General features: G+C 72.8%; 18 protein-coding genes. 9 read left to right on the forward strand and 9 right to left on the reverse strand.

The window, feature by feature from the left end; all coding sequences use genetic code 11:
- The first annotated feature begins 13 nt into the window (after positions 1–13).
- The gene (locus IE207_RS11425; RefSeq protein ID WP_190183969.1) at positions 14–664 is read left to right on the forward strand and encodes a hypothetical protein; all 651 of its coding nucleotides are present in this window, start codon (positions 14–16) and stop codon (positions 662–664) included.
- Between the two features lie 16 nt (positions 665–680).
- Here IE207_RS11425 and IE207_RS11430 read toward each other — a convergent pair whose 3' ends face one another.
- Together IE207_RS11430 and IE207_RS11435 are read right to left on the reverse strand one after the other, a co-directional pair.
- A complete protein-coding gene (locus IE207_RS11430) occupies positions 681–2306 on the reverse strand; it encodes a phospholipase D-like domain-containing protein (RefSeq protein WP_229873647.1) in 1626 nt (541 codons plus the stop codon).
- A 188-nt stretch (positions 2307–2494) separates the two neighbouring features.
- A complete protein-coding gene (locus tag IE207_RS11435) occupies positions 2495–3145 on the reverse strand; it encodes a DUF4360 domain-containing protein (protein WP_190183970.1) in 651 nt (216 codons plus the stop codon).
- A 222-nt stretch (positions 3146–3367) separates the two neighbouring features.
- On the opposite strand from IE207_RS11435, the gene IE207_RS11440 reads away from it, so the two are divergent.
- Positions 3368–4600, forward strand: a complete 1233-nt coding sequence (locus IE207_RS11440; protein ID WP_190183971.1) for a cytochrome P450 family protein — start codon at positions 3368–3370, stop codon at positions 4598–4600.
- A 36-nt stretch (positions 4601–4636) separates the two neighbouring features.
- Here the strand turns inward: IE207_RS11440 and IE207_RS11445 are convergent, their stop codons facing one another.
- On the reverse strand, positions 4637–6724 hold the full coding sequence (locus IE207_RS11445) for a SpoIIE family protein phosphatase (RefSeq protein ID WP_190183972.1): 2088 nt from the start codon (positions 6722–6724) through the stop codon (positions 4637–4639).
- A gap of 243 nt (positions 6725–6967) precedes the next feature.
- Between IE207_RS11445 and IE207_RS11450 the strand changes: the two genes are divergently transcribed.
- Positions 6968–8269, forward strand: coding sequence for an MFS transporter (locus IE207_RS11450; RefSeq protein ID WP_229873648.1), 1302 nt, complete (start codon positions 6968–6970; stop codon positions 8267–8269).
- On the forward strand, positions 8266–9438 hold the full coding sequence (locus tag IE207_RS11455; RefSeq protein ID WP_190183973.1) for an anhydro-N-acetylmuramic acid kinase: 1173 nt from the start codon (positions 8266–8268) through the stop codon (positions 9436–9438). The genes IE207_RS11450 and IE207_RS11455 overlap by 4 nt, the downstream gene beginning before the upstream one ends.
- 43 nt (positions 9439–9481) lie before the next feature.
- Here the strand turns inward: IE207_RS11455 and IE207_RS11460 are convergent, their stop codons facing one another.
- Both IE207_RS11460 and IE207_RS11465 read right to left on the reverse strand, forming a co-directional pair.
- Entirely contained in the window at positions 9482–9733 is a 252-nt protein-coding gene (locus IE207_RS11460) for an acyl-CoA carboxylase subunit epsilon (protein ID WP_190183974.1), read from the reverse strand.
- Positions 9730–10986, reverse strand: a complete 1257-nt coding sequence (locus IE207_RS11465) for a cytochrome P450 (protein ID WP_190183975.1) — start codon at positions 10984–10986, stop codon at positions 9730–9732. Before IE207_RS11465 ends, IE207_RS11460 begins: the two co-directional genes overlap by 4 nt.
- 204 nt (positions 10987–11190) lie before the next feature.
- On the opposite strand from IE207_RS11465, the gene IE207_RS11470 reads away from it, so the two are divergent.
- The 4 genes from IE207_RS11470 to IE207_RS11485 all read left to right on the forward strand — a co-directional run bounded on the left by IE207_RS11470 (position 11191) and on the right by IE207_RS11485 (position 14945).
- A complete protein-coding gene (locus IE207_RS11470) occupies positions 11191–12252 on the forward strand; it encodes a type III polyketide synthase (RefSeq protein ID WP_190183976.1) in 1062 nt (353 codons plus the stop codon).
- A gap of 16 nt (positions 12253–12268) precedes the next feature.
- Complete coding sequence (locus IE207_RS11475) at positions 12269–13528, forward strand: cytochrome P450 (protein WP_190183977.1); 1260 nt, start codon at positions 12269–12271, stop codon at positions 13526–13528.
- Positions 13525–14061 carry a cupin domain-containing protein gene (locus IE207_RS11480; protein ID WP_190183978.1) on the forward strand — a complete coding sequence of 179 codons (537 nt, stop codon included), beginning with the start codon at positions 13525–13527 and terminating at the stop codon, positions 14059–14061. Before IE207_RS11475 ends, IE207_RS11480 begins: the two co-directional genes overlap by 4 nt.
- Before the next feature lie 83 nt (positions 14062–14144).
- Positions 14145–14945 (forward strand): hypothetical protein, encoded by an 801-nt coding sequence (locus IE207_RS11485; RefSeq protein WP_190183979.1) that lies wholly within the window; start codon positions 14145–14147, stop codon positions 14943–14945.
- Here IE207_RS11485 and IE207_RS11490 read toward each other — a convergent pair.
- On the reverse strand, positions 14925–16454 hold the full coding sequence (locus IE207_RS11490; RefSeq protein ID WP_190183980.1) for an MFS transporter: 1530 nt from the start codon (positions 16452–16454) through the stop codon (positions 14925–14927). The genes IE207_RS11485 and IE207_RS11490 overlap by 21 nt on opposite strands.
- A 210-nt stretch (positions 16455–16664) precedes the next feature.
- Between IE207_RS11490 and IE207_RS11495 the strand changes: the two genes are divergently transcribed.
- On the forward strand, positions 16665–17285 hold the full coding sequence (locus IE207_RS11495) for an L-threonylcarbamoyladenylate synthase (RefSeq protein ID WP_190183981.1): 621 nt from the start codon (positions 16665–16667) through the stop codon (positions 17283–17285).
- On the opposite strand, the gene IE207_RS11500 is transcribed toward IE207_RS11495, so the two are convergent.
- The 3 genes from IE207_RS11500 to IE207_RS11510 all read right to left on the reverse strand — a co-directional run bounded on the left by IE207_RS11500 (position 17252) and on the right by IE207_RS11510 (position 21507).
- On the reverse strand, positions 17252–19165 hold the full coding sequence (locus tag IE207_RS11500) for a galactose oxidase early set domain-containing protein (RefSeq protein WP_190183982.1): 1914 nt from the start codon (positions 19163–19165) through the stop codon (positions 17252–17254). The two genes, IE207_RS11495 and IE207_RS11500, sit on opposite strands and share 34 nt — an antisense overlap.
- Positions 19166–19410: 245 nt before the next feature.
- Positions 19411–20604, reverse strand: coding sequence for a cytochrome P450 family protein (locus IE207_RS11505; protein WP_190183983.1), 1194 nt, complete (start codon positions 20602–20604; stop codon positions 19411–19413).
- 252 nt (positions 20605–20856) lie between these two features.
- Positions 20857–21507 (reverse strand): DUF4360 domain-containing protein, encoded by a 651-nt coding sequence (locus IE207_RS11510; protein ID WP_190183984.1) that lies wholly within the window; start codon positions 21505–21507, stop codon positions 20857–20859.
- Positions 21508–21522: the final 15 nt, after the last annotated feature.

Here is a 21522-nt window from a genome sequence, read left to right on the forward strand (position 1 = left end):
GAGCACCACGACGATGCGACGCAGACGACACTCCTTCCAGGCCTTGACCGCCACCGGTTTCCTGGTCCTGGCCCTCACCCGGGCGCTCGTGGCGCCCACCGCCGCCCACGCGCACGGCGACACCGTCAAGGTCGTGATCACGGGCCAGCGGGACGGCCACCTCACCACCGAGGTCACCTGGGAGAACGACGGGGACGCCGTGGCCGAGGCGGTCGCCGCCACGGTGAACGCGACGAGCGCGGACGGCTCCCGCACCGCGGGGCCCTGGCGGCTGGTGCGCGATCCCGCCGGCGGTGGCGGCGCGGGGTGGAGCACGGCCGAGATCCTGCCGCCGGGAACGTGGAAGGTCTCCGTCGACGTGGGGTTCCCGGCCCTGGGGCACGGCGAGAAGGAAGTCGCCGTGCCGGTGGTGGACCCCCAGCCCTCCGCCCCGGCGCCGTCGTCCCCGCCGGTCCCGGCCGCGCCGTCGTCCTCACCGGTCCCGGCCGCGCCGTCGGCCTCCGGTGCCGCGCCGTCACCGGCCGGTCCGTCTCCGGTCGCGCCTGCCGCCGCCGGGGCGACCGGCGACGGGAGCGGCTGGTGGTGGACGACGGCCGGGGTGGCGGTGACGGCCCTCGCCGGTACCGCCGTCGGTCTCTGGCTGCGGCGCGCCCGCAGGCGTTAGACCGGGTCGGACCCGATCACCCCTGGCAGATGCCCCGTTCGTAGTCGACGGTGGCGGTCGCCTTGGAGTACTGCCACTGCGGGGCCAGCAGCTGCGCGTCGAGCTGCCGGGCCGCGGTGGGGTCCTCCACGACGTAGCCGAAGTCCTGGAGCCAGGCCGGGTACAGGTTCTTGGACCCCAGGTAGAAGGCGGAGCCGTCCACCGAGACCAGCTTGTGGTGCTGGGCGTACGGGTGGCCGTCCGCCCACGTCGGGTTCTGCGCGGCGCGGAAGGTGGCCAGCTGGAGGTTCGAGCACATGGCGGCGCCGGCCGTGCGCTGGTCCCCGGTCAGCAGGGCGAGCCGGTCGCGGAGCGTGTCGCTGACCTCGGAGAGCGACTTGATCTGCGAGTAGCCCCCGCTGCCGACGGCTCCCCGGTTGGCCGGATCGCTCACCACGATGCGGACCTTGACCCCGGCGGCCATCTTGGCGGCGAGGGCGTCGTAGACGCGGATGTCGTAGCGGGGCAGCGGTGGGCAGGTCGCGTTGAGGTCCTGCTGGGAGATCTCGATGTGCCGGGTGGCACTGGAGATCAGGGTCCGCAGGGCGCTCTCCTGCGGGTTGACCGTCTCGTAGTCGCGGTCGGCGTTGGTGTTGTCGTGGAGGCCCACCCCGCACTTGGTGTCCGCGGCGGCGGGCAGGGCCGGCCGGAAGGCGGAGGCCGGGTCGTTGAGCTCGATGCCCACGCCCAGTCCGCCGACGGCGATGACCGGTACCGTGCCCGGCTCCGCGGGCGGCGACGCGGGGGCCGTGTTCCCGGCGAGCGTGGGCGTACAGGCGGCGCCGTTGGAGGATGCGAACCAGACGCTGGCGATGTTGGCCTTGTTCCGGCAGGTCCAGGACCACAGTTCGTCAAGGTACGAGCCCGCGGAGGCGGCGGCGGGCCCCGTCAGGGCCAGGTCGATGTCGGCCACCGGGTGGGCGGTCTCCAGGTAGTCGCCCTTCCAGCTGTTGATGCCTCCGCTGATCACCGACCGGCCGTCGACCACGAGGATCTTGGAGTGGTTCCAGGAGAACGCGGTCTTCGACGTCGTCATGGACGCCACGTTGAGGTCGATGGCGCGGGCGTCGGGGCCGAGCTTGGCGACGAGGTCGTCGCGGTACTTCGACGGCAGCACGTTCAGGTGGTAGACGGGCGCCGCCCCCACGAGGATCCGCACCTTGAGCTTGTTGCCGCGGGCCGCAGATGCCTTGAGGCCCGCGACGAGGGCGTTCTGGAACGCCCCGTCGGGGAACGGCGCGAGGGTGGAGAGGTCGACCGTGCCCGTGGCCCGGGAGACATTCTCGGTGATCTTGGCCAGCAGGCGCCGGGTACCCGGCCGGGCGGCGCAGGTGTCGTCTCCCCAGCAGCCGGGGGTCTGCAGCAGCCAGTCGCCGGCGCCCGAGGAGGAGGCGTCGAGGGCGTTGCCGGCGGTGCGCTCCCAGACCCGGTGTTCGAGTCCGGGGGACACCTGACGGAGCGTCCCTTCGACCGCGTCGAGGTGCGGGGTCGGTGAACCGGGGTCGGCCACCGCCGCGCCGGCGGGCAGCAGGGCCAGCAGGACGGCCGCGGCGGTGGCCCGGGTGAGCAGGGAGGACGGACGGCGGAGCGAGGGGCGGGGCAATGTACTTCCTTGGGCGAGAGCCGTGAACGAGGGCCGAGCAAGATCGACTCGGGGGAAGTTACCACCGCGTAGCAAGGCGCCCGGAATTCCCTGTGCCGGATTCGGCCACCCCCGCCGGCAGCGGACGGCCGGGCACGGCCGGGCACGCGAGCCCGGGGTGCCCGGCCGCCGCACGCGGCTGACGGGGGTCAGCGCTGGGGGCAGGTCTTCCAGGCGAAGTGGTAGACGGTCCGGATGTCACCGTCGGCGGAGTCCATGGCGACGAAGCTGTTGGTCTTCGCCGGGTCCGAGGCGCCCGCGCTGACGCGCAGTTCGGTGTTGATGTTGAAGTTGCGCTGCACACCGCACGGCGCCCACACCAGCTGGTCCCAGTCGGTGGAGTCGGTGACCTGCCAGTCGTTGTCGAGCGGGCCGTTGAACGCGTGGGTCCTGCTCGCCGTGTCGGGCGAGCCCTGGAAGTAGTACGACGCCTTCTGCGTGGCTCGCGCGCCGCGCTCCAGATGCGCGTAACCGCGGTAGTCGGCGCTCGCGACGGCGTACGAGTAGCCCTGCGGGACGTGGACGATCAGGTTGATCTGGCAGTTCTTGCGGAAGTCGGTCGGCTGGGAGCCGAGCCCCACCTGCGCCAGGTACTGGCTGTAGGTGACGGTGAAGGCGGTGTGGTCGGGGGCGAGGGCGACCGCGGCGGTGCCGAGCGGGCAGCCGGAGCCGTTGACGGAGGCGACGTCGATGACGATCTTGTCGGGCGGCGGGGTGAAAGGGGCGGGAGCGGCGGTAACCAGCGCCGAGCCGGCGAGGAGCGCGGCGGTCGCACCGCTCACGAATAAGACACCGGGCATGATGCTCCGATCGGTTGTCGGTGGCCTTGCCTGATGTGGGGGACGTCCGGCCCGCACGGCGGAGCGGGTTCGGACCGCTTCGGATAGTAGGGACCGCGGCCGCGCCGCAGTAGGGCGCTTACCGGCCGAACAGCGGGCCCGCGCCCGGGCCCGGACGGCGCCTGTCAAGATCGACGGCATGGACGGCCGGCCCGTCGGCCCGGTCACACCCGAGGAGACCGCATGACGCAGCGCACGGACAGCCGCCCGAAGACGCAAGGGGCACCCCTCCCCCAGCCGTTCGGCGAGGCGTTCACACGAGACCCCCACGCCGTGTACCGGCGGCTGCGGGAGGAGGGCCGCGTCCACCACGTCGCCCTGCCCGACGGCTCCCCGGTATGGCTGGTCATCCACGAGGCGGACGTACGGGAAGGCCTCGCCGACCCCCGCCTGTCCGTCAACAAGCGCCACTCCACCACGGGTTACACCGGGTTCTGCCTGCCGTCCGCGCTCGACCGGAACCTGCTGAACATCGATCCGGACGATCACCGGCGCCTGCGCCGCCTGGTGTCCTACGGCTTCACCCCGCGCCGCGTCGGGCAACTGCGCGACAGCGTGCAGGGCATCGTGGACGACCTGGTGACGTCGCTGGCGCAGGAGATGGACGCCCGCGGCGAAGCGGACGCCGTCGCCGGGTTCGCCAAGCCGCTCCCGCTGCGCGTGATCGGCTCGCTCCTGGCCGTGCCCGACGCCGACCAGGACCGGTTCTCCGGCTGGGTCACCGGCATGCTCGCGCCCCGCGGGCGCGAGGAACTCGTCGACGCGATCGGCCGGATCCACTGCTTCCTCATCGATCTCGTGGCAGCACGCCGCGCCGCGCCCGGCGACGACCTGCTCTCCGACCTGATCGCGGCGCGCGACGAGGAGGACCGGCTCACCGAGGACGAACTCGTCTCGCTGGCCTTCCTGATCCTCCTGGCCGGCAGCGAGAACGTCCAGCACGTCATCGCGAACGGCCTGCTCACCCTGCTCACGCACCCCGAGCAGCTGGCCGAGTTGCGCGAGCGGCCCGCGCTGTTCCCCGCTGCCGTGGAGGAACTCCTGCGCCACGCCCAGCCCATCCAGACGACGATCCGGCGCTTTGCCACCGAGCCGGTCGAGCTGGGCGGCGTCCTGATCCCGGCCGGGGACACGGTGCTGCTCTGTCTGGCCTCGGCCCACCGGGACCCCGCCCGGTACCCGGACCCCGAGCGCTTCGACATCCACCGCGCGGACACCGCCCACCTCGCCCTCGGGCAGGGCATGCACTACTGCCTCGGCGCACCGCTCGCCCGCCTCCAGATCACCCTCGCGCTGCGCACCCTGCTCGATCGGTTCCCCGGGCTCCGCACCGCCCGCCCTGCCGGACAGCTGCCCTGGACCACCACGTTCCGCTTCCACGCCCTGCGAGAGCTGCCGCTGACGACGGCCCCGTGACCGGTCCTCGCCGCAAGGTGCCCGCCGGGGCGCCGTTCAGCGCTGGTCGGGGTCCAGGGGGAGGATGCGGGCCATCAAGAGGGCCACGTCGTCGTGGTCCCCGGGGCGGCGGAGGGCGCGCAGGAGCAGGTCGCAGGTGGCCTCCAGGGGGCGGTGGGGGCCTGCGAGGAGGCTGAGCAGCAGGTCGAGGCGTTCGTCGAGGGACTGGTCGCGGGTCTCCACGAGCCCGTCGGTGTAGAGGACCAGCTGGTCGTCCGGGGCGAGGGCGATCCGGGTGGTGTGGAAGGGGACGCCACCGACCCCGAGGGGGGCGCCGGTGGGCAGGTCGAGCAGTTCCGGGAGCCGGCCCGGGCGCATCAGGACCGGTGGGAGGTGACCGGCGAGGGAGATGTGGCATTCGGAGCGCAGGGGGTCGTAGACGGCGTAGGCGCAGGTGGTGATGGTGTGTTCCATGCCGGCGGCGGCCTGGTCGAGGTACTGGAGGACCTGTGAGGGGTCGAGGTCGAGCTGGGTCAGGGTCCGGGTGGCGGTGCGCAGCTGGCCCATCGTGGCGGCGGCCGCGATGCCGCTGCCCATGACGTCGCCGATGACGAGGCCGGTCTTGTCGTCGGCCAGCGGGATGACGTCGAACCAGTCGCCGCCGATCTCGCTGGTGGCCCCGGACGGCTGGTAGCGGTGGGCGATCTCCAGGCCGAGCCGGTGGGCCGGCTGGTGCGGCAGCAGGTTGCGCTGGAGGGTGAGGGCGGCGTGCCGCTGGTTCTGGAACAGTCGGGCGTTGTCGACACAGACGGCCGCCCGCGCGGCCAGTTCGACCGCCAGGGTGACGTCGTCCTCGTCGAACGGTGCGGGCGTGCGGGCCCGCATCAGGCCGATGGCGCCGATCACCTCGCCGCGCGCCACCAGCGGGACCGCCAGGTAGGAGTGCACTCCCGCCGCGGCGAGCAGCGCGGCTGCGTTGTCGTCCCGGGCGATGCGGCGCAGGTCCGGGCCGCTCACCCGGGCCATGAGGACGGGGCGCCCGGTGTTCACGCAGTGGGTGATCACCCGGTCGGTGTCGTACTGGGCGAGCTCGCCCGCCGGGTCGGTGGCCTGCGCCGCTCCCGTGGGGTAGGCGGCGACCACCGCGAGGGCCCGGAACCGGGCCGGTCCGCTCGGTTCGCCGGTGGTGCGGCGGCCGTGCAGGACGCTGTCGAGCACGTCCACGGTGGTGACGTCGGCGAGCTGCGGTACGCACACCTCGGCCAGCTCCCGTGCCGTCTGCTCCAGGTCCAACGTGGTGCCGATGCGTACGGAGGCGTCCGCCACCACCGCCAGGCGGCGGCGGGCGCGGGCGGCATCGGCGGCGGCCCGGTGCTGCTCGGTCACGTCGACCACGGAGACGGCGACGCCCAGCGCGTGCCCGGCCGCGTCGTCGAGCCGGTAGTAGGACACGGACCAGGCTCGTTCCTCGGGGTCGACCGGGGTGCGGCCGGTCACGTACTGGTCCAGCAGTGGCACGCCGGTGGCGAGCACCTGCCGCATGGAGGACTCGATGGCCTCCACGTCCAGGAAGGACAGGGCCTCGCGGATGGTCCGGCCGAGGTGTTCGGAGGCGGGCAGGCCGTTGATGTGCTCCAGCGCCGGGTTGACCAGGACGTACCGCAGGTCGGTGTCGGTCACGCCGAGGCCGATCGGGGACTGGGAGACCAGCCGCAGGGACAGGGCCAGGTCGCGCTCGACGCGCCGCAGCGTGGGGTGGTCGGTGGCGATGCCGAGGGCGTAGAAGTCCCCCAGGTCGTCCTGGAGCCGCATGTTGCGGAACTCGACCAGGCGGCTGCTGCCGTCCTTGTGCAGGATGGGGAAGCTCCCGGCCCAGCGCCGGCCGCTCTTCATGACCTGGGTGAACAGCTCGATGACCAGGTCGCGGTTCTCCTGCGACACCAGCAGCGCCGCCGCGGGCTGCCCGAGCGCCTCCTGCGCGGAATAGCCGAACAGCTCCTCGGCCTGGGGGCTCCAGAACACGATGCGCCCTCGGTCGTCCAGGACCACCGCGGCAAGGCTCAATACGTCGAGCAGGCCGCCCGTGGCCGCCGGATCCGCCTCCGTGCTGTGGATCTCGGCCCGGAACGCGTCGGACGTGCTCATGGCCCGAACCCTTTCCGTTCACTGCGTGGCGCACCCTGTGCCCGGCCCACACCACCGGCGCCGTCCTCCAAACCCTCCCACCGTCTCCGCGTACCGGCGACCCGGATTCCGGCGGTGGGCTTCATAAGGCAGGAGCCGCCAAACACAGCCAGGCATAAGGTCGCCTTTGGCGCGGGTGCTGCTTTCTGCTGAACCGGGCCCCCGCCCGGCGTCGCGGCCCCGCCCGGTGGGCACGCAGCACGCGTGACCCCTCCCGCCCTGCGCACGGCGACCGCGACCCGCCCCGGCGCCCGTCGTGCGCTGCTGGCCGGCTCGGCGGGCAACCTCGTCGAGTGGTACGAGTTCGGCGTCTACGGCTGCTTCGCGACCGTGATCGCGGCCCACTTCTTCACCCCGTCGGCGGAAACGCCGGGCGGCTCCTCGGCGCTGATCGCCACCTACGCCTCGTTCGCCCTCGCGTTCTTCTTCCGCCCCGTGGGAGCGCTGCTGTTCGGGCGGCTCGGCGACCGTCTCGGCCGGCGGCCCGTCCTGGTGGTCGTGGTGGGCCTCATGACGCTGGCCACCACCTTGATCGGGCTGCTGCCCACCCGGGCCGTCATCGGCCCCGCCGCGCCCTGGCTCCTCACCCTGCTGCGTGTCCTACAGGGGCTGTCGGCCGGCGGGGAGTTCGGCGGCGCCGTGTCGCTGATGACGGAATCCGCCCCGCCGGGCCGGCGGGGCCTGTACGGGGCGTGGCAGTCCTTCACCGTCGCCCTCGGGCTGCTCGCGGGCGCGGCGACGGCCGCCACCGTGGCCTGCGCCCTGTCCCCGGCCGCACTCCAGGCCTGGGGGTGGCGGATCCCGTTCCTGCTGGCCCTGCCGCTCGGCGGGGTCGTGCTGTGGCTGCGTACGGCCCTGGAGGAGCCGGCACCAGGCTCGGCTCCGGCCCCCGGTGCGGCAATGCGGCGCGAGGAGGGGCCGGTGCGCGCCGTGGCGCTCGCCGTCGCCCGCGTCATGGGCTGGTCGGCGGCCGGGTACACGTTCCTGGTCGTCCTGCCGTCCTACCTCCAGTCGGTGCCGGGCTCCTCGACGCGCGAGGCCCTGGTCGCCACCGCCCTCGCGAACCTCGGCTTCGCGGCCTGCGTGCTGCCCGCCGGGCAGCTCAGCGACCGGATCGGCCGGCGCCCGGTCATGCTCGGCGGGGCCCTGGCCGTCGTACTGCTGGCCTTCCCGCTCCTGCACCTGCTGCGGGACCCCGGGCCCTCCCCCGCGGCGCGGGCCGGCTCGCTCCTGGCGGCGGGCGCGCTCGTCGGCCTGATGGCGGGGCCGGGACCGGCCATGCTCGCCGAGATGTTCCCGCGCGGCGTGCGCTGCACCGGGTTGGGGCTGGCCTACTCGCTGGCCAACGCGGTGTTCGCGGGCTGCGCCGGGCTCGTCATCACCGCCCTCGTCGCGGCCACGGGGGACGCTTCGGTACCCGCCTGGTACGCCGCCGCGGCCTGCGCCGTCAGTGCGCCCGCGCTGGCCACCCTGCGCGGCGATAGCCACAGGGGGCCGCTGCGATGAGGGTGATCGGGCTGATGTCGGGGACCTCGTACGACGCCGTCGACGCCGCGGCCGCGGACCTGAGCACCGAGGACGGGACGCTGTACCTGACACCGCTGGGGATGGTCGGCGAACCGTACCCCGACGACGTACGGGCGGCCCTGGCGGCCGCGCTGCCGCCCGCGGCGACCACGATGGCCGACGTCTGCCGCCTGGACACGCTGATCGGGCAGGCCTTCGCCCGGACGGCGGTGCGTGCCGACCGCGAACTGTGCGACGGCCGGGCGGATTTGGTCGCCTCGCACGGCCAGACCGTGTACCACTGGGCGCAGGACGGCCGGGTGCACGGCACGCTCCAGCTCGGCGAGCCGGCCTGGATCGCGGAGGCCGCCGGCTGCCCCGTCGTGTCCGGATTCCGCCCGCGCGACGTGGCGGCGGGCGGCCAGGGCGCGCCGCTGGTGAGCCTGGTCGACCTGATGCTGCTGCGCGGACGGCCCGGTGTCCCGGCCGCGCTGAACATCGGGGGCATCGCGAACCTGACCGTCGTCCCGTCGGGTGGTGACCCGGTGGCCTTCGACACCGGCCCGGGCAACGCGCTGATCGACGCCGCGGTGCGGGAGGTGACGCGCGGGCGGCTGCCGTTCGACGAGGACGGCGCCCTCGCAGCGGCCGGGCGGGTGCACCTGCCGTTGCTGGAGCGGCTGTTGGCGGAGCCGTACTACCGGATGCCCTGGCCCAAGACGACCGGCAAGGAGCTCTTCCACCGCGACTACGTGCGGGGCATGGCGGCCGGCCCGGCCTACGCCGCTCTCCCGCCCGAGGACCTCATCACCACGCTGACGCGTCTGACCGCCACCACCATCGCCGCCGCGCTGCGCCCGCTGGGGGCCACGGAGGTCTTCGCCTCGGGCGGGGGCGTCCGCAATCCGACGCTGACGGCGATGCTGCGCGCGGAGCTGGGTCCCGCCGCGCTGCGCACCTCGCAGGAGCTGGGCCTGCCCGCCGCCGCGAAGGAGGCCTACGCCTTCGCGGTGCTGGGTTACCTCACCCTGCACGGGCTGCCGGGCAACGCGCCCCGCTGCACGGGGGCCCGCGGCCCGCGCGTCCTGGGCTCGATCACCCCGGGCCGCCGCGCCCTGCGCCTGCCCGCGGCCCCCTCGCGCGCCCCGCACTCCCTGATCGTGCGGTGACCGCGGTCGGGGCGGCGGTGGCGTTGCCCCCGTGTGCCGTCGCTCAGACGCGGGTCCCCGTCACGTCGTGCGCCGCCCTGTGCTGCGGGGGCCGGGCACGCCAGGAGTTCGCAGGGTGGACGAGGGGCCAGTGGCGGTCCCAGTGGGCACGGCGACGGTGACGGTGGTGCGGGTGGGTGTGGTGGTGTTCGTGGACCGCGGGGGCGCTGCGCGCCAGCATGACCAGCGCGGCCGTGAGGGCCGCCAGCTCTATGTGGTCCGGGTTGCCGCGGACCACCTTGATCCGGCCTATCACCAGGTCACCGGAAGGGACTTGGGCCCGCGGATCAGGGCGCCCGGCTGCCATTGCATCTGCTCCGGTGGCACCGCCAACGCCAGATTCGGGTACCGCTCGAGCAGGGTGGTGACGATGATCTCGGACTCCATCCGGGCCAGCATCGAGCCGACGCAGTGGTGGGGCCCGTTGCCGAAGGCCATGTGCGCGATGGGGCCGCGGTCGAAGTCCAGCCTGTCGGGGTCGGGGAAGACGGCCGGGTCTCGGTTGGCCGCGAGGTACGACGAGTAGACGACCTCCCCCTCGCGGACCAGGACCCCGCCGATCTCGACGTCCCTCGTGGCGACCCTCGGGATGCCGACGCCGCTGCGGTGCGGGATGTAGCGCAGCAGTTCGTCGACGGCCTGCGGGATCATCTCCGGTTCGGCGCGCAGCCGGGCGAGGTGCTCCGGATGGGTGAGCAGGGCGTAGATCATGTTGGCGCTGTTGTTGCGCACCGCGTGGGCGCCGCTCACCAGGATCGCGGTGGCGAGGGAGACGGCCTCCGCCTCGGTGATCTCCCCGGCGTCGGCGGCCGACGCCAGGACGGCGGCGAGGTCCTCGCCCGGCTCGTCGGCCGGCTCCGCGCGGCGCAGCGCGAGGAGGGCGACGACGGTGTCGCGGACGGTCTTCATCGCGTCGGCGCTGCGCTCGGGGGCCGGACCGGGCGTCATGATCACGTTCGCCCATGAGGTCATGCCCTCGCGCATGTCCTGCGGCATCCCGAGGAGGTCGGCGACGGCCGCGAGCGGGAAGGGGCCGTGCAGGTGCTCCACGAGGTCGGCGGGTGAGCCGTGGGTCTCCATCTCGTCCAGGAGCCGGTCGGCGGTGGCCTGTACGGAGGGCCGCAGCCGCTGCATGCTCTTGCCGGTGAAGGCCCGCGCCACCACGCGGCGCATGTCGTTCAGGCGCGGGGGGTCGGCGTAGTTCAGGGCGGCCTTCTGCGAGGCGATGGCGTGCGGCGAGGAGCTGGTGATGGTGCGCCCGACCAGTTCCTGCCTGCTGAAGCGCGGGTCGGTCGTGGCCGCCTTGACGTCGGCGTAGCGCGCCATCAGCCAGGCGCTGCCCTCGCCGAACGGCAGTTTCACCCGAGTGGCCCTGCCCTCCCGGAGCCGGGCGTGCAGGAACGGGTCGAACTCCAGGGCTTCGAGGTCATCCAGGTTCCAGCAGTGCACCGGCCCGTCCGCGGGCGGGTCCGGACGCGTCCCGAGGGCCGTGTCGGGGTCTGACGTCATGGTTTTCTCCCAAGCCTTGATGTCACTCCTGGTAGGCGAGATGTGCCGGGAATGCGGCTGACGATCCCTTCCCGGCACCGGCTCGCTCCGCTTCCTGCGGCCGCGACTGTCACCGCAATGGCCCACATCGGCGGCGGGACGTTCCGACGAGCAGAACCGGCACGGGTCCGTGAGGCTTGTCGGGAAATGAAAGGAGAGCCGACTGTGGCGACTCTTTGCAGACCAACGGTGCACGTGCCGGAGCACGTGATCACCATGGAGCAGACCCTGGATCTGGCCCGGTCCGTGCACGCCGATCACCCGCAGCTCGACCTGGCCCTGCGACTGATCCGGAACACCGGCGTCGCGAAACGGCACATCGTGCGACCCATCGAGGAGACCTTGCGGCACCCCGGCCTCGAACAGCGCAACGCCGTCTACGAGGCCGAGGCCAAGGCTCGGATACCGGCGGTGGTGCGCGCGGCCCTCGACGACGCGCAGCTGCGTCCCGAGAACGTCGATCTGATCATCTTCGTGTCGTGCACCGGCTTCCTGATGCCGTCACTGACCGCCTGGATGATCAACTCGATGGGCTTCCGCACCGATACGATCCAGCTCCCCATCGCCCAGCTGGGGTGTGCGGCGGGCGGTGCGGCGGTGAACCGGGCGCACGATTTCTGCACCGCCTACCCGGACGCGAACGCGCTGATCGTCTCCTGCGAGTTCTGCTCGCTCTGCTACCAGCCGAGCGACCTGGAGGTCGGCAACCTGCTCTCCAACGGCCTCTTCGGTGACGGCGTCGGCGCCGCCGTCGTCCGCGGCCGGGGCGGCACGGGCGTGGACCTCCAGCGCAACGCGTCGTACATCATCCCCCAGACGGAGGACTGGATCATGTACGACGTCAAGGCCACCGGGTTCCACTTCAAGCTGGACCGGCGCGTTCCGGGAACGATGGAACCGCTCGCCCCGTCACTCAAGCGACTCGCCCAGGTGCACGGGTGGGACGCCGCCGCACTGGATTTCTACATCATCCACGCAGGCGGCCCCAGGATCCTGGACGACCTCAGCAAGTACCTCGGTGTGCCTGCCGAGGCATTCCGCTTCAGTCGGGCCACACTGACGGAATACGGCAACATCGCAAGCGCCGTGGTCCTGGACGCCCTGCGCCGGCTCTTCGACGAGAACGGCACCGCCGATGCCGCGAAGGGCATGCTCGCCGGGTTCGGGCCCGGCATCACCGCCGAGATCTCCATCGGGAGCTGGGTTTCGGAGCCGGCGACCCCGTGAGGGAGGAATCCGAACGATGCTGAGAGACGGCCCCGCCACTTCCAGGCCACCCGTCACGCACTGGCCCGCCCGGGACCTGGACGGGGTCGACTTCGACCCCGTCCTCGCCGAGCTGATGCGCGCGGGGCCGATCACCCGCATCAAACTGCCCAACGGGAGCGGGTGGGCCTGGCTCGTCTGCCGGTACGACGACGTGCGGATGGTCGCCAACGACCCACGGTTCAGCCGCAAGCTGGTCATGGAGCACGACGTCACCCGTCTGGCCCCCCACTTCATCCCGGCCCCCGGCGCGGTCGGTCTGGAGGACCCGCCCGACCACACACGGCTGCGCCGCACCGTCGCCGCCGCGTTCACCACCACGGGGGTGGAGCGCCTGCGGACCAGGGCGCAGCGGATGCTCGACGAACTCGTCGACGCGATCTTGCGCGACGGTCCGCCCGCGGACCTCACGGAGCGGCTGCTGGCGCCGTTCCCGCTCGCGGTGGTCTGCGAGCTGATGGGCGTTCCGGCGCCGGACCGCCCGAAGGTCCACGAGTGGACCACCCTGATCCTGTCTTCCGCGCAGGGCGCCGAGCGCAGCGAGCAGGCGAAGACGCGGATGTGCGACTACCTGGGCGAACGGCTGCGGGCCGGCCGCGGCGCCACCGTCGACGGCGGCGAGGCCGACGAGGCGGGCGAGGCGGGCGAGGCGGGCGATGTCATCGGCATGCTCGCCCGGGCGGTCGAGGCCGGCGAGGTCACCGAGGAGGAGGCCGTGGGGGTGGCCCTGCTCCTGCAGATCGGTGGAGAGGCCGTCACCAACAACACCGGCAACATGGTGTACATCCTGCTCACCCGGCCGGAGCTGATGGACAAGCTGCGCGCCGCACCGGACCTGCGGCCGACGGCCATCAACGAGCTCCTGCGCTACATCCCGCACCGCAACTCGGTCGGTCTGTCCCGGATCGCGCTGGAGGACGTCGAGGTCGCCGGTCAGGTCATCCGGGCGGGCGAGGCGGTGTACGTCTCCTACCTCGCCGCGAACCGGGACCCGGAGGTCTTCCCCGACCCCGACGAGATCCGGCTGGACCGCACGCCCAACGCCCACGTCTCCTTCGGCTACGGACCGCACTTCTGCCCCGGCAACATGCTGGCCCGACTGGAGTCAGAGCTGCTCGTGAACGCGCTGCTGGACCGTTTCCCCGACCCGCGGTTCGCGGTGCCGGTGGACGAACTGGGCTGGCGGCCGGGAGCGCTCATCCGCGGACCCGAGGCCCTGCCGGTGACCTGGTCGTGACGGCGCACCTGGCCCGGCACGGACTGCTGGTGCCGCCGGGGCACGGCCGCACCCTGCACACCGCCGCCCAGCAGGTGACCTTCAAGGTCACCGGCGAGCACTCACGGGTCGCCTCCAGCTTCGAGGTCGTCGTACCCCCCGGATTCGACGTCGGGGCGCACCTCCACACGCGCAGCGAGGAGCTGTTCTACGTCCTGGAGGGTGAACTCGACGTGATGGCGTTCGAGCCTCGCGTGCGCAGCGGCGACGACTGGCGACGCTGGGAGTCGCTCGACGGCCGCCAGGTCGTCCGGGCGACCCCGGGGACGGTCATCGTCGTACCGCCCGGCTGTCCGCACGCCTTCGCCAACCCCACGGGGGAACCGGCCCGGATGTTCTTCCAGGCCTCTCCCCCGCCCGACCACGAACGGTACTTCGAGGAGCTCCTCGAACTGCTCGACGCCAACCCCTCACCGGACGCCTCGGCGATCGGGGAACTGCGGGCGCGCTACGACATCGAGCAGCTGACACCACTGCGCCACGGCCCGTCCTGACCGGCGGACGGCCGGTCGGCCGGCCCCTTGCGGCCGGAACACCGCTCACCCTCTCCAACCCATCACCACGCTCGGGAGACTCAATGCTGCGCACTCGCCGCACGCTTCGCACCGCGACGTATGCCCTGGCCGCCACGGTGGTCGCCTCCGCCTCGCTCGCCGCGGGACCCGCCCAGGCCGCCGCCGAACCCCTGCCGTCCCACTGGTGCTACGTCAACGGCCAGGAGGCCCGGCCCGGACCGGTGGTGGAGGGCACGGACGGGCCCGACACGATCGTGTGCGAGAACGACGTCGAGAACGCCATCATCGACGGCAAGGGCGGCAACGACAACATCCGGGTGAAGGGCATGCTCATCGACGCCCAGGTCCTCGGCGGCGAGGGTGACGACACGCTCCAGGTCAACAACCTGTACCCGCGCAACGGCAACTCGACGGTGCGCGGCGGCCTGGGGAACGACACGATCATCACCGCCCTCGTCGTCGGCACGGCGGCCCACGGAGCCTCCGTGTACGGCGACCACGGCAACGACACCATCACCACCGGCAGCGTGATGGGCGCGCAGGGCGAGTACGAGCGCGGCGGCGGCCAGGTCTTCGGCAACGACGGCAACGACCTGATCCGCACGAACAGCGTCGACCTCGGCGGCCGGGTGCTCGGCGGCGCCGGCGACGACGTCATCGAGCCCAAGTCGGTGGGCTCGGAATCCTCGGGCGTCATCCTGGGCGGCCCCGGCGACGACCGGGTCCGTGGTCAGAACGACAGCGTCCTGACCATCGGCCCCGGCTACGGGCAGGTCGACGGCGGCATCGGCACCAACCACTGCAAGGTGAAGCACTTCTCGACCGGTGACCGGATCCGCAGCTCAGTCGCGAACTGCCTCTGACCTCCTCGGCTCCGCGGGCCGGCCGCGGCCCCGCTCCACCGAGAGTCCCTCGGGCAGCATGAACCACGTCAGGACGGCTCCGACGGCGAAGACGGCGGCCGAAGCCGTGAACGCGGCGTGACAGCCCTCCACAGCAGCCCGGCCCGCGGTGAGCGGCCCGGGCTGCCGGTGCGTGGCCAGGTAGCCGGCGGTCGCGGCCGCCGCGACGGTGCTCATCAGGGCCGTGCCGACCGAACCGCCGACCTGGCGCATCGAGTTGACGGCGGCGGAGCCGGCGCCGGCATCCCCGGGCGCGATGCCCGCCGTGGCGAGGTTCATGGCCGCCGCCGTCAGCATCCCCACACCGAGCCCGGCGGCGATCTGGGCGGGCAGCACCTCGACCAGGTAGGACCCGTCGACGGTCAGGCGGGTCATCCAAGCCATCCCGGCCGCCGCCAGCAGCATGCCGCCGGCGACGCGCGGGCGCCCGCCGACCCTGCGCAACAGGGCCGTGCCGCTGCCCATCGCGCTGAACATGATGGCGCCGGACATCGGCAGGAAGGCCAGACCGGTCATGGCCGGGCTGTAACCCCGGGTGTGCTGGAGGTAGAACGTCAGGAACAGGAACACCCCGAAGGTGGCGACGCCGGCGATGAACATGGCCAGCAGGGCCGCGCCCCGGACCCGGTCCAGGACGATCCGCAGGGGCAGCAGCGGATGCGGGGAGCGGCCCTGCCACACGGCGAACGCGGCGATCAGCAGGGCGCCCGCGCAGAGGAAGCCCCCGGCGCGCGGGGAGAGCCAGCCGTGGGAACCCGCCCCGGCGAGCCCGTAGACGACGCAGAACAGTCCCGTCGAGGCCAGTGCGGTACCGGGCAGGTCCAGCCGGGGCCGTACGGCGGCGGGCTGCGGCGGGAGCAGCAGTACCGCCCCGACCACGGCGGCGACGGCGAAGAGCACGTTCACGTACATGGTGGAGCGCCAGCTGAAGTGCTCGGTGAGTACGCCGCCCAGCAGCAGTCCCACCGCCCCGCCGGAGGAGGCCAGGGCCCCGAATACGCCGAAGGCCCGGCCCCGTTCCGCGGGGGCGGTGAACGTGGTGGTGAGCAGGGAGAGGGCCGCGGGCGCCAGCAGGGCCGCGAACACGCCCTGGCAGGCGCGGGCGCCGACCAGCAGGCCGAAGGTGGCCGCGGAGCCGCCGACCGCGGAGGACACCGCGAAACCGGCCTGGCCGATGATGAAGGCCCGCCGGCGCCCGAACAGGTCGGCGAGCCGGCCGCCGAGCAGCAGCAGACTGCCGAAGGCCATGGCGTACGCGGTCACCACCCACTGGCGCCGGCCGTCGGAGAAGCCGATGTCGGCCTGGGCGGAGGGCAGGGCGATGTTCACGACGGTGGCGTCCAGGACGACCATCACCTGGGCGAGGCCGATCACCGCGAGGATCCACCAGCGGCGTGGATCGGGCCGCGGTGCGGCGCCGGGGGCGTCGGCGGCGGTACTGGTTCCGGGACCGTTGGGTTCTGTCGACATGGTGGCACTCCGGGGATTCCACTCGTACTGGCGGGCGGGTGTCTGCTTCGACAGTGGGCGAGCGGAGCCCCCGGGCCGGGCCCCTGCCCCGTTCGCCACGCCACGATGCCGTCCGGACGGACCAGCGCGGCCGGCCGGCGGCCTCCGTGACCGGTGGCGCCGCGCCGGTGTGTGGAACGGCGGGGCCGGGGCATCCCGTAGGCTCGGCGAATGGCGAAGTACTTCGATGTGCACCCCGAGAACCCCCAAGCGCGCACGATCGGCAACGTGGCCGACAGCATCCGCTCCGGCGCGCTCGTCGCGTACCCGACCGATTCCCTGTACGCGCTGGGCTGCCAGCTCGGCAACCGTGACGGTCTCGACCGGATCCGCTCCATCCGCGACCTCGACGACCGGCACCACTTCACCCTCGTCTGCCAGAACTTCGCGCAGCTGGGGCAGTTCGTGCAGATCGACAACGACGTGTTCCGTGCGATCAAGGCGGCCACTCCGGGCAGCTACACCTTCATCCTGCCCGCCACCAAGGAAGTGCCGCGCCAGTTGCTGCACCCGAAGAAGAAGACGGTCGGGGTCCGCATCCCGGACCACACGGTCGTCCAGGCCCTGCTCGCGGAGATCGGCGAGCCGCTGCTGTCGAGCAGCCTGCTGCTGCCCGACGAGCCCGAGCCGCTGACGCAGGGCTGGGAGATCAAGGAGCGGCTCGACCACGTCGTGGACATCGTCGTCGACTCGGGCGACTGCGGGACGAAGCCGACCACGGTCATCGACTTCTCCGGCGGCGGCGCCGAGATCGTCCGCTACGGCGCGGGCGACACGGCCCGCTTCGAGTAGCCCGCCCCGGGCGGCGCCCACCACCGGCTGCCGTCGGCGCCGCCCGGCCTGGGGCCGAGCTTGATCCACTGTGCTGTGCTGGGGACGCCCTCGGCGTTGAGCAGGAACAGCATGTAGTACCCGGGCGGGGCGTCGGCCGCGGTGGGCGGGGTGCGCAGGGTGACGGTGTCGCCCCGGGTGGCGGTCACGCGCAGGTCCAGGTGTCGCTGACTGGTGTTCACCGCGTGCGTCACGGTCGTCGGGGCCAGCAGGACGGCCCGCGCCACGTCCGCCGGGGTGGAGGTGCGGACCGGGAACTCCGCGTCGTAGGCGAGTTCGCCGCGCGGCGCCCGGTCGAGGGCGGGCCGGGTCCCGCGGTGCAGGTAGGGCGGCTCGTAGAGTTCGATGCTGCCGTCCATGCCGTCCGCGATGTCCGGGTCGTTGGCGATCTGCTGGAGTTCGTCGCCGGTGATCATCACCCGCCCGTCGGGCATGACGAGGGCGTTGGAGTGGTAGCCCCGGGGCAGCCTCTGGGCCGGTCCCAGCCTCCAGCGGCCGAGCGCGTCGCGCAGTTCGATCCGCCGGTACTTGAGGTCGGCCTTCGGGTTGAACGGCCCGTAACCGTAGTTCCTGGTGTCGACCGCCCCGTTGACGGTGAGCAGGGTGGCGTCCGGGAGGATCAGGGTGTCGTCCTGGGTGCGGCCGAAGGCCCGGGGGGTGTCGGCGCTCCAGGCGCCTCCCGCCAGCCGGTAGGTGGACGCGTCGAGCGGGTCGCCGCCGAGCACCAGCACGGAGTCCGGACCGCGCAGGCCGGCGGGCAGCGGCACGGCCGAGCCGTAGCCGCGGAAGTCGGCCGGCCGCCGGGGCAGATCGGTGCGGGTCTCCTTGACGGGGTCGAACACCCACTGCTGGTCGGCGTCGCGGCCGAGACCGTAGATCATGCCGTCCCGCAACGAGAACAGGTGCGGGTAGTCGTTGCGGAACGGGGCGTCCGCCGCGAAACGCTCCGCCGGAACGCCCGCCGGGATGTCGTACGGGCCCCAGGGCACCCGGTGCCCGCGCGCCGGGAAGCGCTCCACCAGCGGGGTGGGGTGCCCGCTGCCGCGCTCGTCCTGCCCGGACATGATGAGCTGCCGGCCGTCGGCCCCTGTGACCACGGAGGGGTACCAGCGGCCCACCGCCATGTCGCGGTTGCGGAACCAGGTCTCGGTCCAGGGGTCGAAGACGAAGGAGAGCCTGGCCCCCGTACCGCCCTTGCCGCCGCCGTTGCCTCCGAAGACGCCGACCATGCCGTTGGGCAGGTAGGAGTGGCCCGCGCAGAAGAAGGGGGCGGGGCGCGGAACGTAGGTGCCGTCCGGCATCAGCACGGTCGGCGGCGGCACCTTCTTGAACGCCTGGGCGCCGGTGCCCTTGGCGGGGTCCCACAGGTAGGCCCGGCCGGCGTTGGTGCGGCCGATGCGGTCGGTGGGGCCGGTCTCCTTGGTGGGGTCGACCTCCACCCGCTCGAAGGAGAAGAGCAGCACCTTGCCGGTGGGCAGCTGGGCCACGTGCACGCCGAAGTCGGGCGAGGGGAAGTAGTCCGTGAACCGGCCGAACCGCGGCGCGGCGAAGCCGGCGTTGAGCCGACGCTGTGAGGCGCGCAGCGAGGCGAGGCCGGCGGTGCGTCTCGACTGGGGGTACGCGCGCATCGCGTCGGCGGCCTGCCGACGGCCGGCATGGGCGCGGGCGTGGTCCTCACCGAGTACGGCGGCCTCTTGGCGGGTGTCGTCGGGCGCGGGGGGCGAGGCGAGGGCGGGCGAGCCGGTGGCGAGGACGGCCGAAGCCAGCAGAGCCGTCGCGAGCAGGCGCAGCGGCGGGACGGGACGGTGCTCGAAGACCGCCCGGACAGGACCAAGGGACATGGGACTCCTCGCAGCGACCGCCGACGAAGCGCCCATAGTAGGAGAACTTGGACAACTGTCCGCGCGTGACCCGGCCGGTCCCCCGAACGGCCCACCCGACGGCGCAAGCGGCCTGCCGGCCCGCCGGAAGCCGGCGTCCGCGTACGGCGTCGCCCGCTCCGACAGCGGGTACCGGCGCGAGCGCCCGTGTCAGCGGGTGCGCGGGCCTCGCGACGCTCCTCTGGTGCTGTGGCCGGGAAGTCGCGCTACCAGCGGACGGGGAGCCGGCTCACGCCCCTCATCAGGCTTCCCGCCAGCCAGACCGGGGGCCCGCCGGCCGGGTCCTCGGCCAGGTCCGGGAAGCGCTCCAGCAGGCTCCGGATCGCAATGCGGCCCTCCATCCGGGCCAGCGGGGCGCCCAGGCAGAAGTGCAGCCCGTGACCGAAGGCGAGGTGGCCCTGGGGGGCGCGGTGGATGTCGAAGGTGTCGGGCTCCCCGAACCGCCCGGGGTCGCGGTCGGCGCCGGCGAGTGAAACGAGGACGGTGTCCCCGGCCGGGATGACGACGCCGCCGATCTCCACGTCCTCGCCGGCGTAGCGGAAGGTGGCGTTCTGCACAGGGCCGTCGTAGCGGAGCATCTCCTCGACCGCGCCGGGCAGGAGTCCGTCGAAATCGGCACGCAGCTCGGCGAGTTGGTCCGGGTGGGCGAGCAGGGCCCGTACGCCGTTGGAGATGAGGTTGACCGTGGTCTCGTGTCCGGCGACGAGCAGCAGGAAGGCCATCCCGATCAGCTCCTCCCCCGACAGGGAGTCGCCGTCCTCGTCGCGGGTGCGGATCAGCGCGCTGAGCAGGTCCTCGCCCGGCGCCTTCGCCTTGGCTTCGACGAGGTCGGCGAGGTAGGCGCTGAGCTGCTCGTGGGCGGCGCCGGCCGGGCTGCCCTCCGTGGGCGCGACGACCTCGTTGGACCAGTGCCGAAAGCGCTCGCGGTCCAGGTCGGGCACGCCGAGCAGTTCGCAGATCACGGTCATCGGCAGCGGGAACGCCAGTGACTTGATCAGATCGGCCGTGCGCTGCGGCCGCGCGGCCATGGCGTCCAGGAGTTCGTCGGTGATCTGCTGGACGCGGGCCCGCATGGACTCCATACGGCGCGCGGTGAACTCGCGCGCGACCAAGCGGCGCAGCCGCGTGTGGTGCGGCGGATCGGATTCCAGCATGTTCGCGTTGGCCGCCGTCGCCACGATCTCGGGGAACAGGCCGGTGTCGCGCCAGTCCTTGAGCAGAGCGGGGTGGTTGAGGGCCTGGCGGGCCTCTTCGTACCCCACGATCAGCCAGCTCGGCCCCGACACCCGGTAGTCCAGCATGACTTGGTGCACCGGGCCGCTGTCCCGCAGTTTCGCGTAGTAGGTATACGGGTCGGCGTTGAAGTTGTCGGCATCGGAACTGATGTCTACTGCAGGCATCAGTCCACAGTACGGCGGTCGCGCTTCGCCGGACGCGCTGTTTCCGGCCAGTCGTCACTGCCGCAATCGCCGCCCGGCAGCCACGCGTTCTTCGCGCCGCAGTGCGCCGGATCCGCCGACTCGCGCCGATCGCATGTCGGGTTGAAGGGACGGCCTCGGGCGGACGCGCCCCGGGACCGGGTCCGGGCAGAAGCAACTGCTCCGCCCGGACCCGACGGCGGGCCCGGGCCGCTTGCCGAGCAGGACGCCCGCTCAGCGGGCCGTGCAGCGCTTCCAGGAGAAGTGGTACTTCGTGCTGATGCTGCCGTCGGTCGAGTCGACCGTGATGTAGCTGGTCTTCGTGCTGTCCGAGCTGCCGACCTCGGCCCGCAGCTCGGTGTTGATGTTGAAGTTGCGCTGGGCGCCGCACGGGGCGAAGACCAGGGCCTCGATTTCCGTGGTGTCCGTGGTCTGCCAGTTGTCGTCCAACGCGCCGCGGAAGGTGTGCGTGCGGTAGGCGGTCTGGCTCATGCCCTGGAAGTAGTAGCTGGCCTTCTGGGTGCCGACCGCGCCGGGCTGGAGGTTGCCGTAGCCGCGGTAGTCGACCTTCGACACCGCGTAGGTGAAGCCCTGCGGCACGTGGACGAGCAGGGACAGGAGGCAGTTCTTGCGGCCCTCGGTCGTGGGGACTCCCCCGCCCGCCTGGGCCAGGTACTCGCTGTAGGTGACGGTGAAGGCCGAGTTGTCGGGGGCTACGGCGACGGACGCGGAGCCGGGCCGGCAGCCCGAGCCGTTGACCGAGGCGACGTCCACGGTCACCTTCTCCGGGGGCGCGGGGACGGTGGCCCCGGCGCCGGGGGCCAGCGTGAGGAGGGAGCCGGTCACGAGGGCTGCGGTCAGTGTGGTGCGCAGTGGCTTGATCACGCCGCCATGGAAACC

The sequence above is a fragment of the Streptomyces cirratus genome, assembly GCF_014650775.1.
In the GTDB taxonomy this organism is placed as follows: Bacteria; Actinomycetota; Actinomycetes; order Streptomycetales; family Streptomycetaceae; genus Streptomyces; species Streptomyces cirratus.

Bases quoted from the DNA above. Each gene is read 5' to 3' on its own strand.
- IE207_RS11490 (WP_190183980.1), bottom strand. From the start codon at position 16,454: ATGTCGACAGAACCCAACGGTCCCGGAACCAGTACCGCCGCCGACGCC.
- IE207_RS11435 (WP_190183970.1), bottom strand. From the start codon at position 3,145: ATGCCCGGTGTCTTATTCGTGAGCGGTGCGACCGCCGCGCTCCTCGCC.
- IE207_RS11500 (WP_190183982.1), bottom strand. From the start codon at position 19,165: ATGTCCCTTGGTCCTGTCCGGGCGGTCTTCGAGCACCGTCCCGTCCCG.
- IE207_RS11495 (WP_190183981.1), top strand. From the start codon at position 16,665: ATGGCGAAGTACTTCGATGTGCACCCCGAGAACCCCCAAGCGCGCACG.
- IE207_RS11465 (WP_190183975.1), bottom strand. From the start codon at position 10,986: ATGACGTCAGACCCCGACACGGCCCTCGGGACGCGTCCGGACCCGCCC.
- IE207_RS11425 (WP_190183969.1), top strand. From the start codon at position 14: ATGCGACGCAGACGACACTCCTTCCAGGCCTTGACCGCCACCGGTTTC.
- IE207_RS11440 (WP_190183971.1), top strand. From the start codon at position 3,368: ATGACGCAGCGCACGGACAGCCGCCCGAAGACGCAAGGGGCACCCCTC.
- IE207_RS11505 (WP_190183983.1), bottom strand. From the start codon at position 20,604: ATGCCTGCAGTAGACATCAGTTCCGATGCCGACAACTTCAACGCCGAC.
- IE207_RS11455 (WP_190183973.1), top strand. From the start codon at position 8,266: ATGAGGGTGATCGGGCTGATGTCGGGGACCTCGTACGACGCCGTCGAC.
- IE207_RS11445 (WP_190183972.1), bottom strand. From the start codon at position 6,724: ATGAGCACGTCCGACGCGTTCCGGGCCGAGATCCACAGCACGGAGGCG.
- IE207_RS11485 (WP_190183979.1), top strand. From the start codon at position 14,145: ATGCTGCGCACTCGCCGCACGCTTCGCACCGCGACGTATGCCCTGGCC.
- IE207_RS11475 (WP_190183977.1), top strand. From the start codon at position 12,269: ATGCTGAGAGACGGCCCCGCCACTTCCAGGCCACCCGTCACGCACTGG.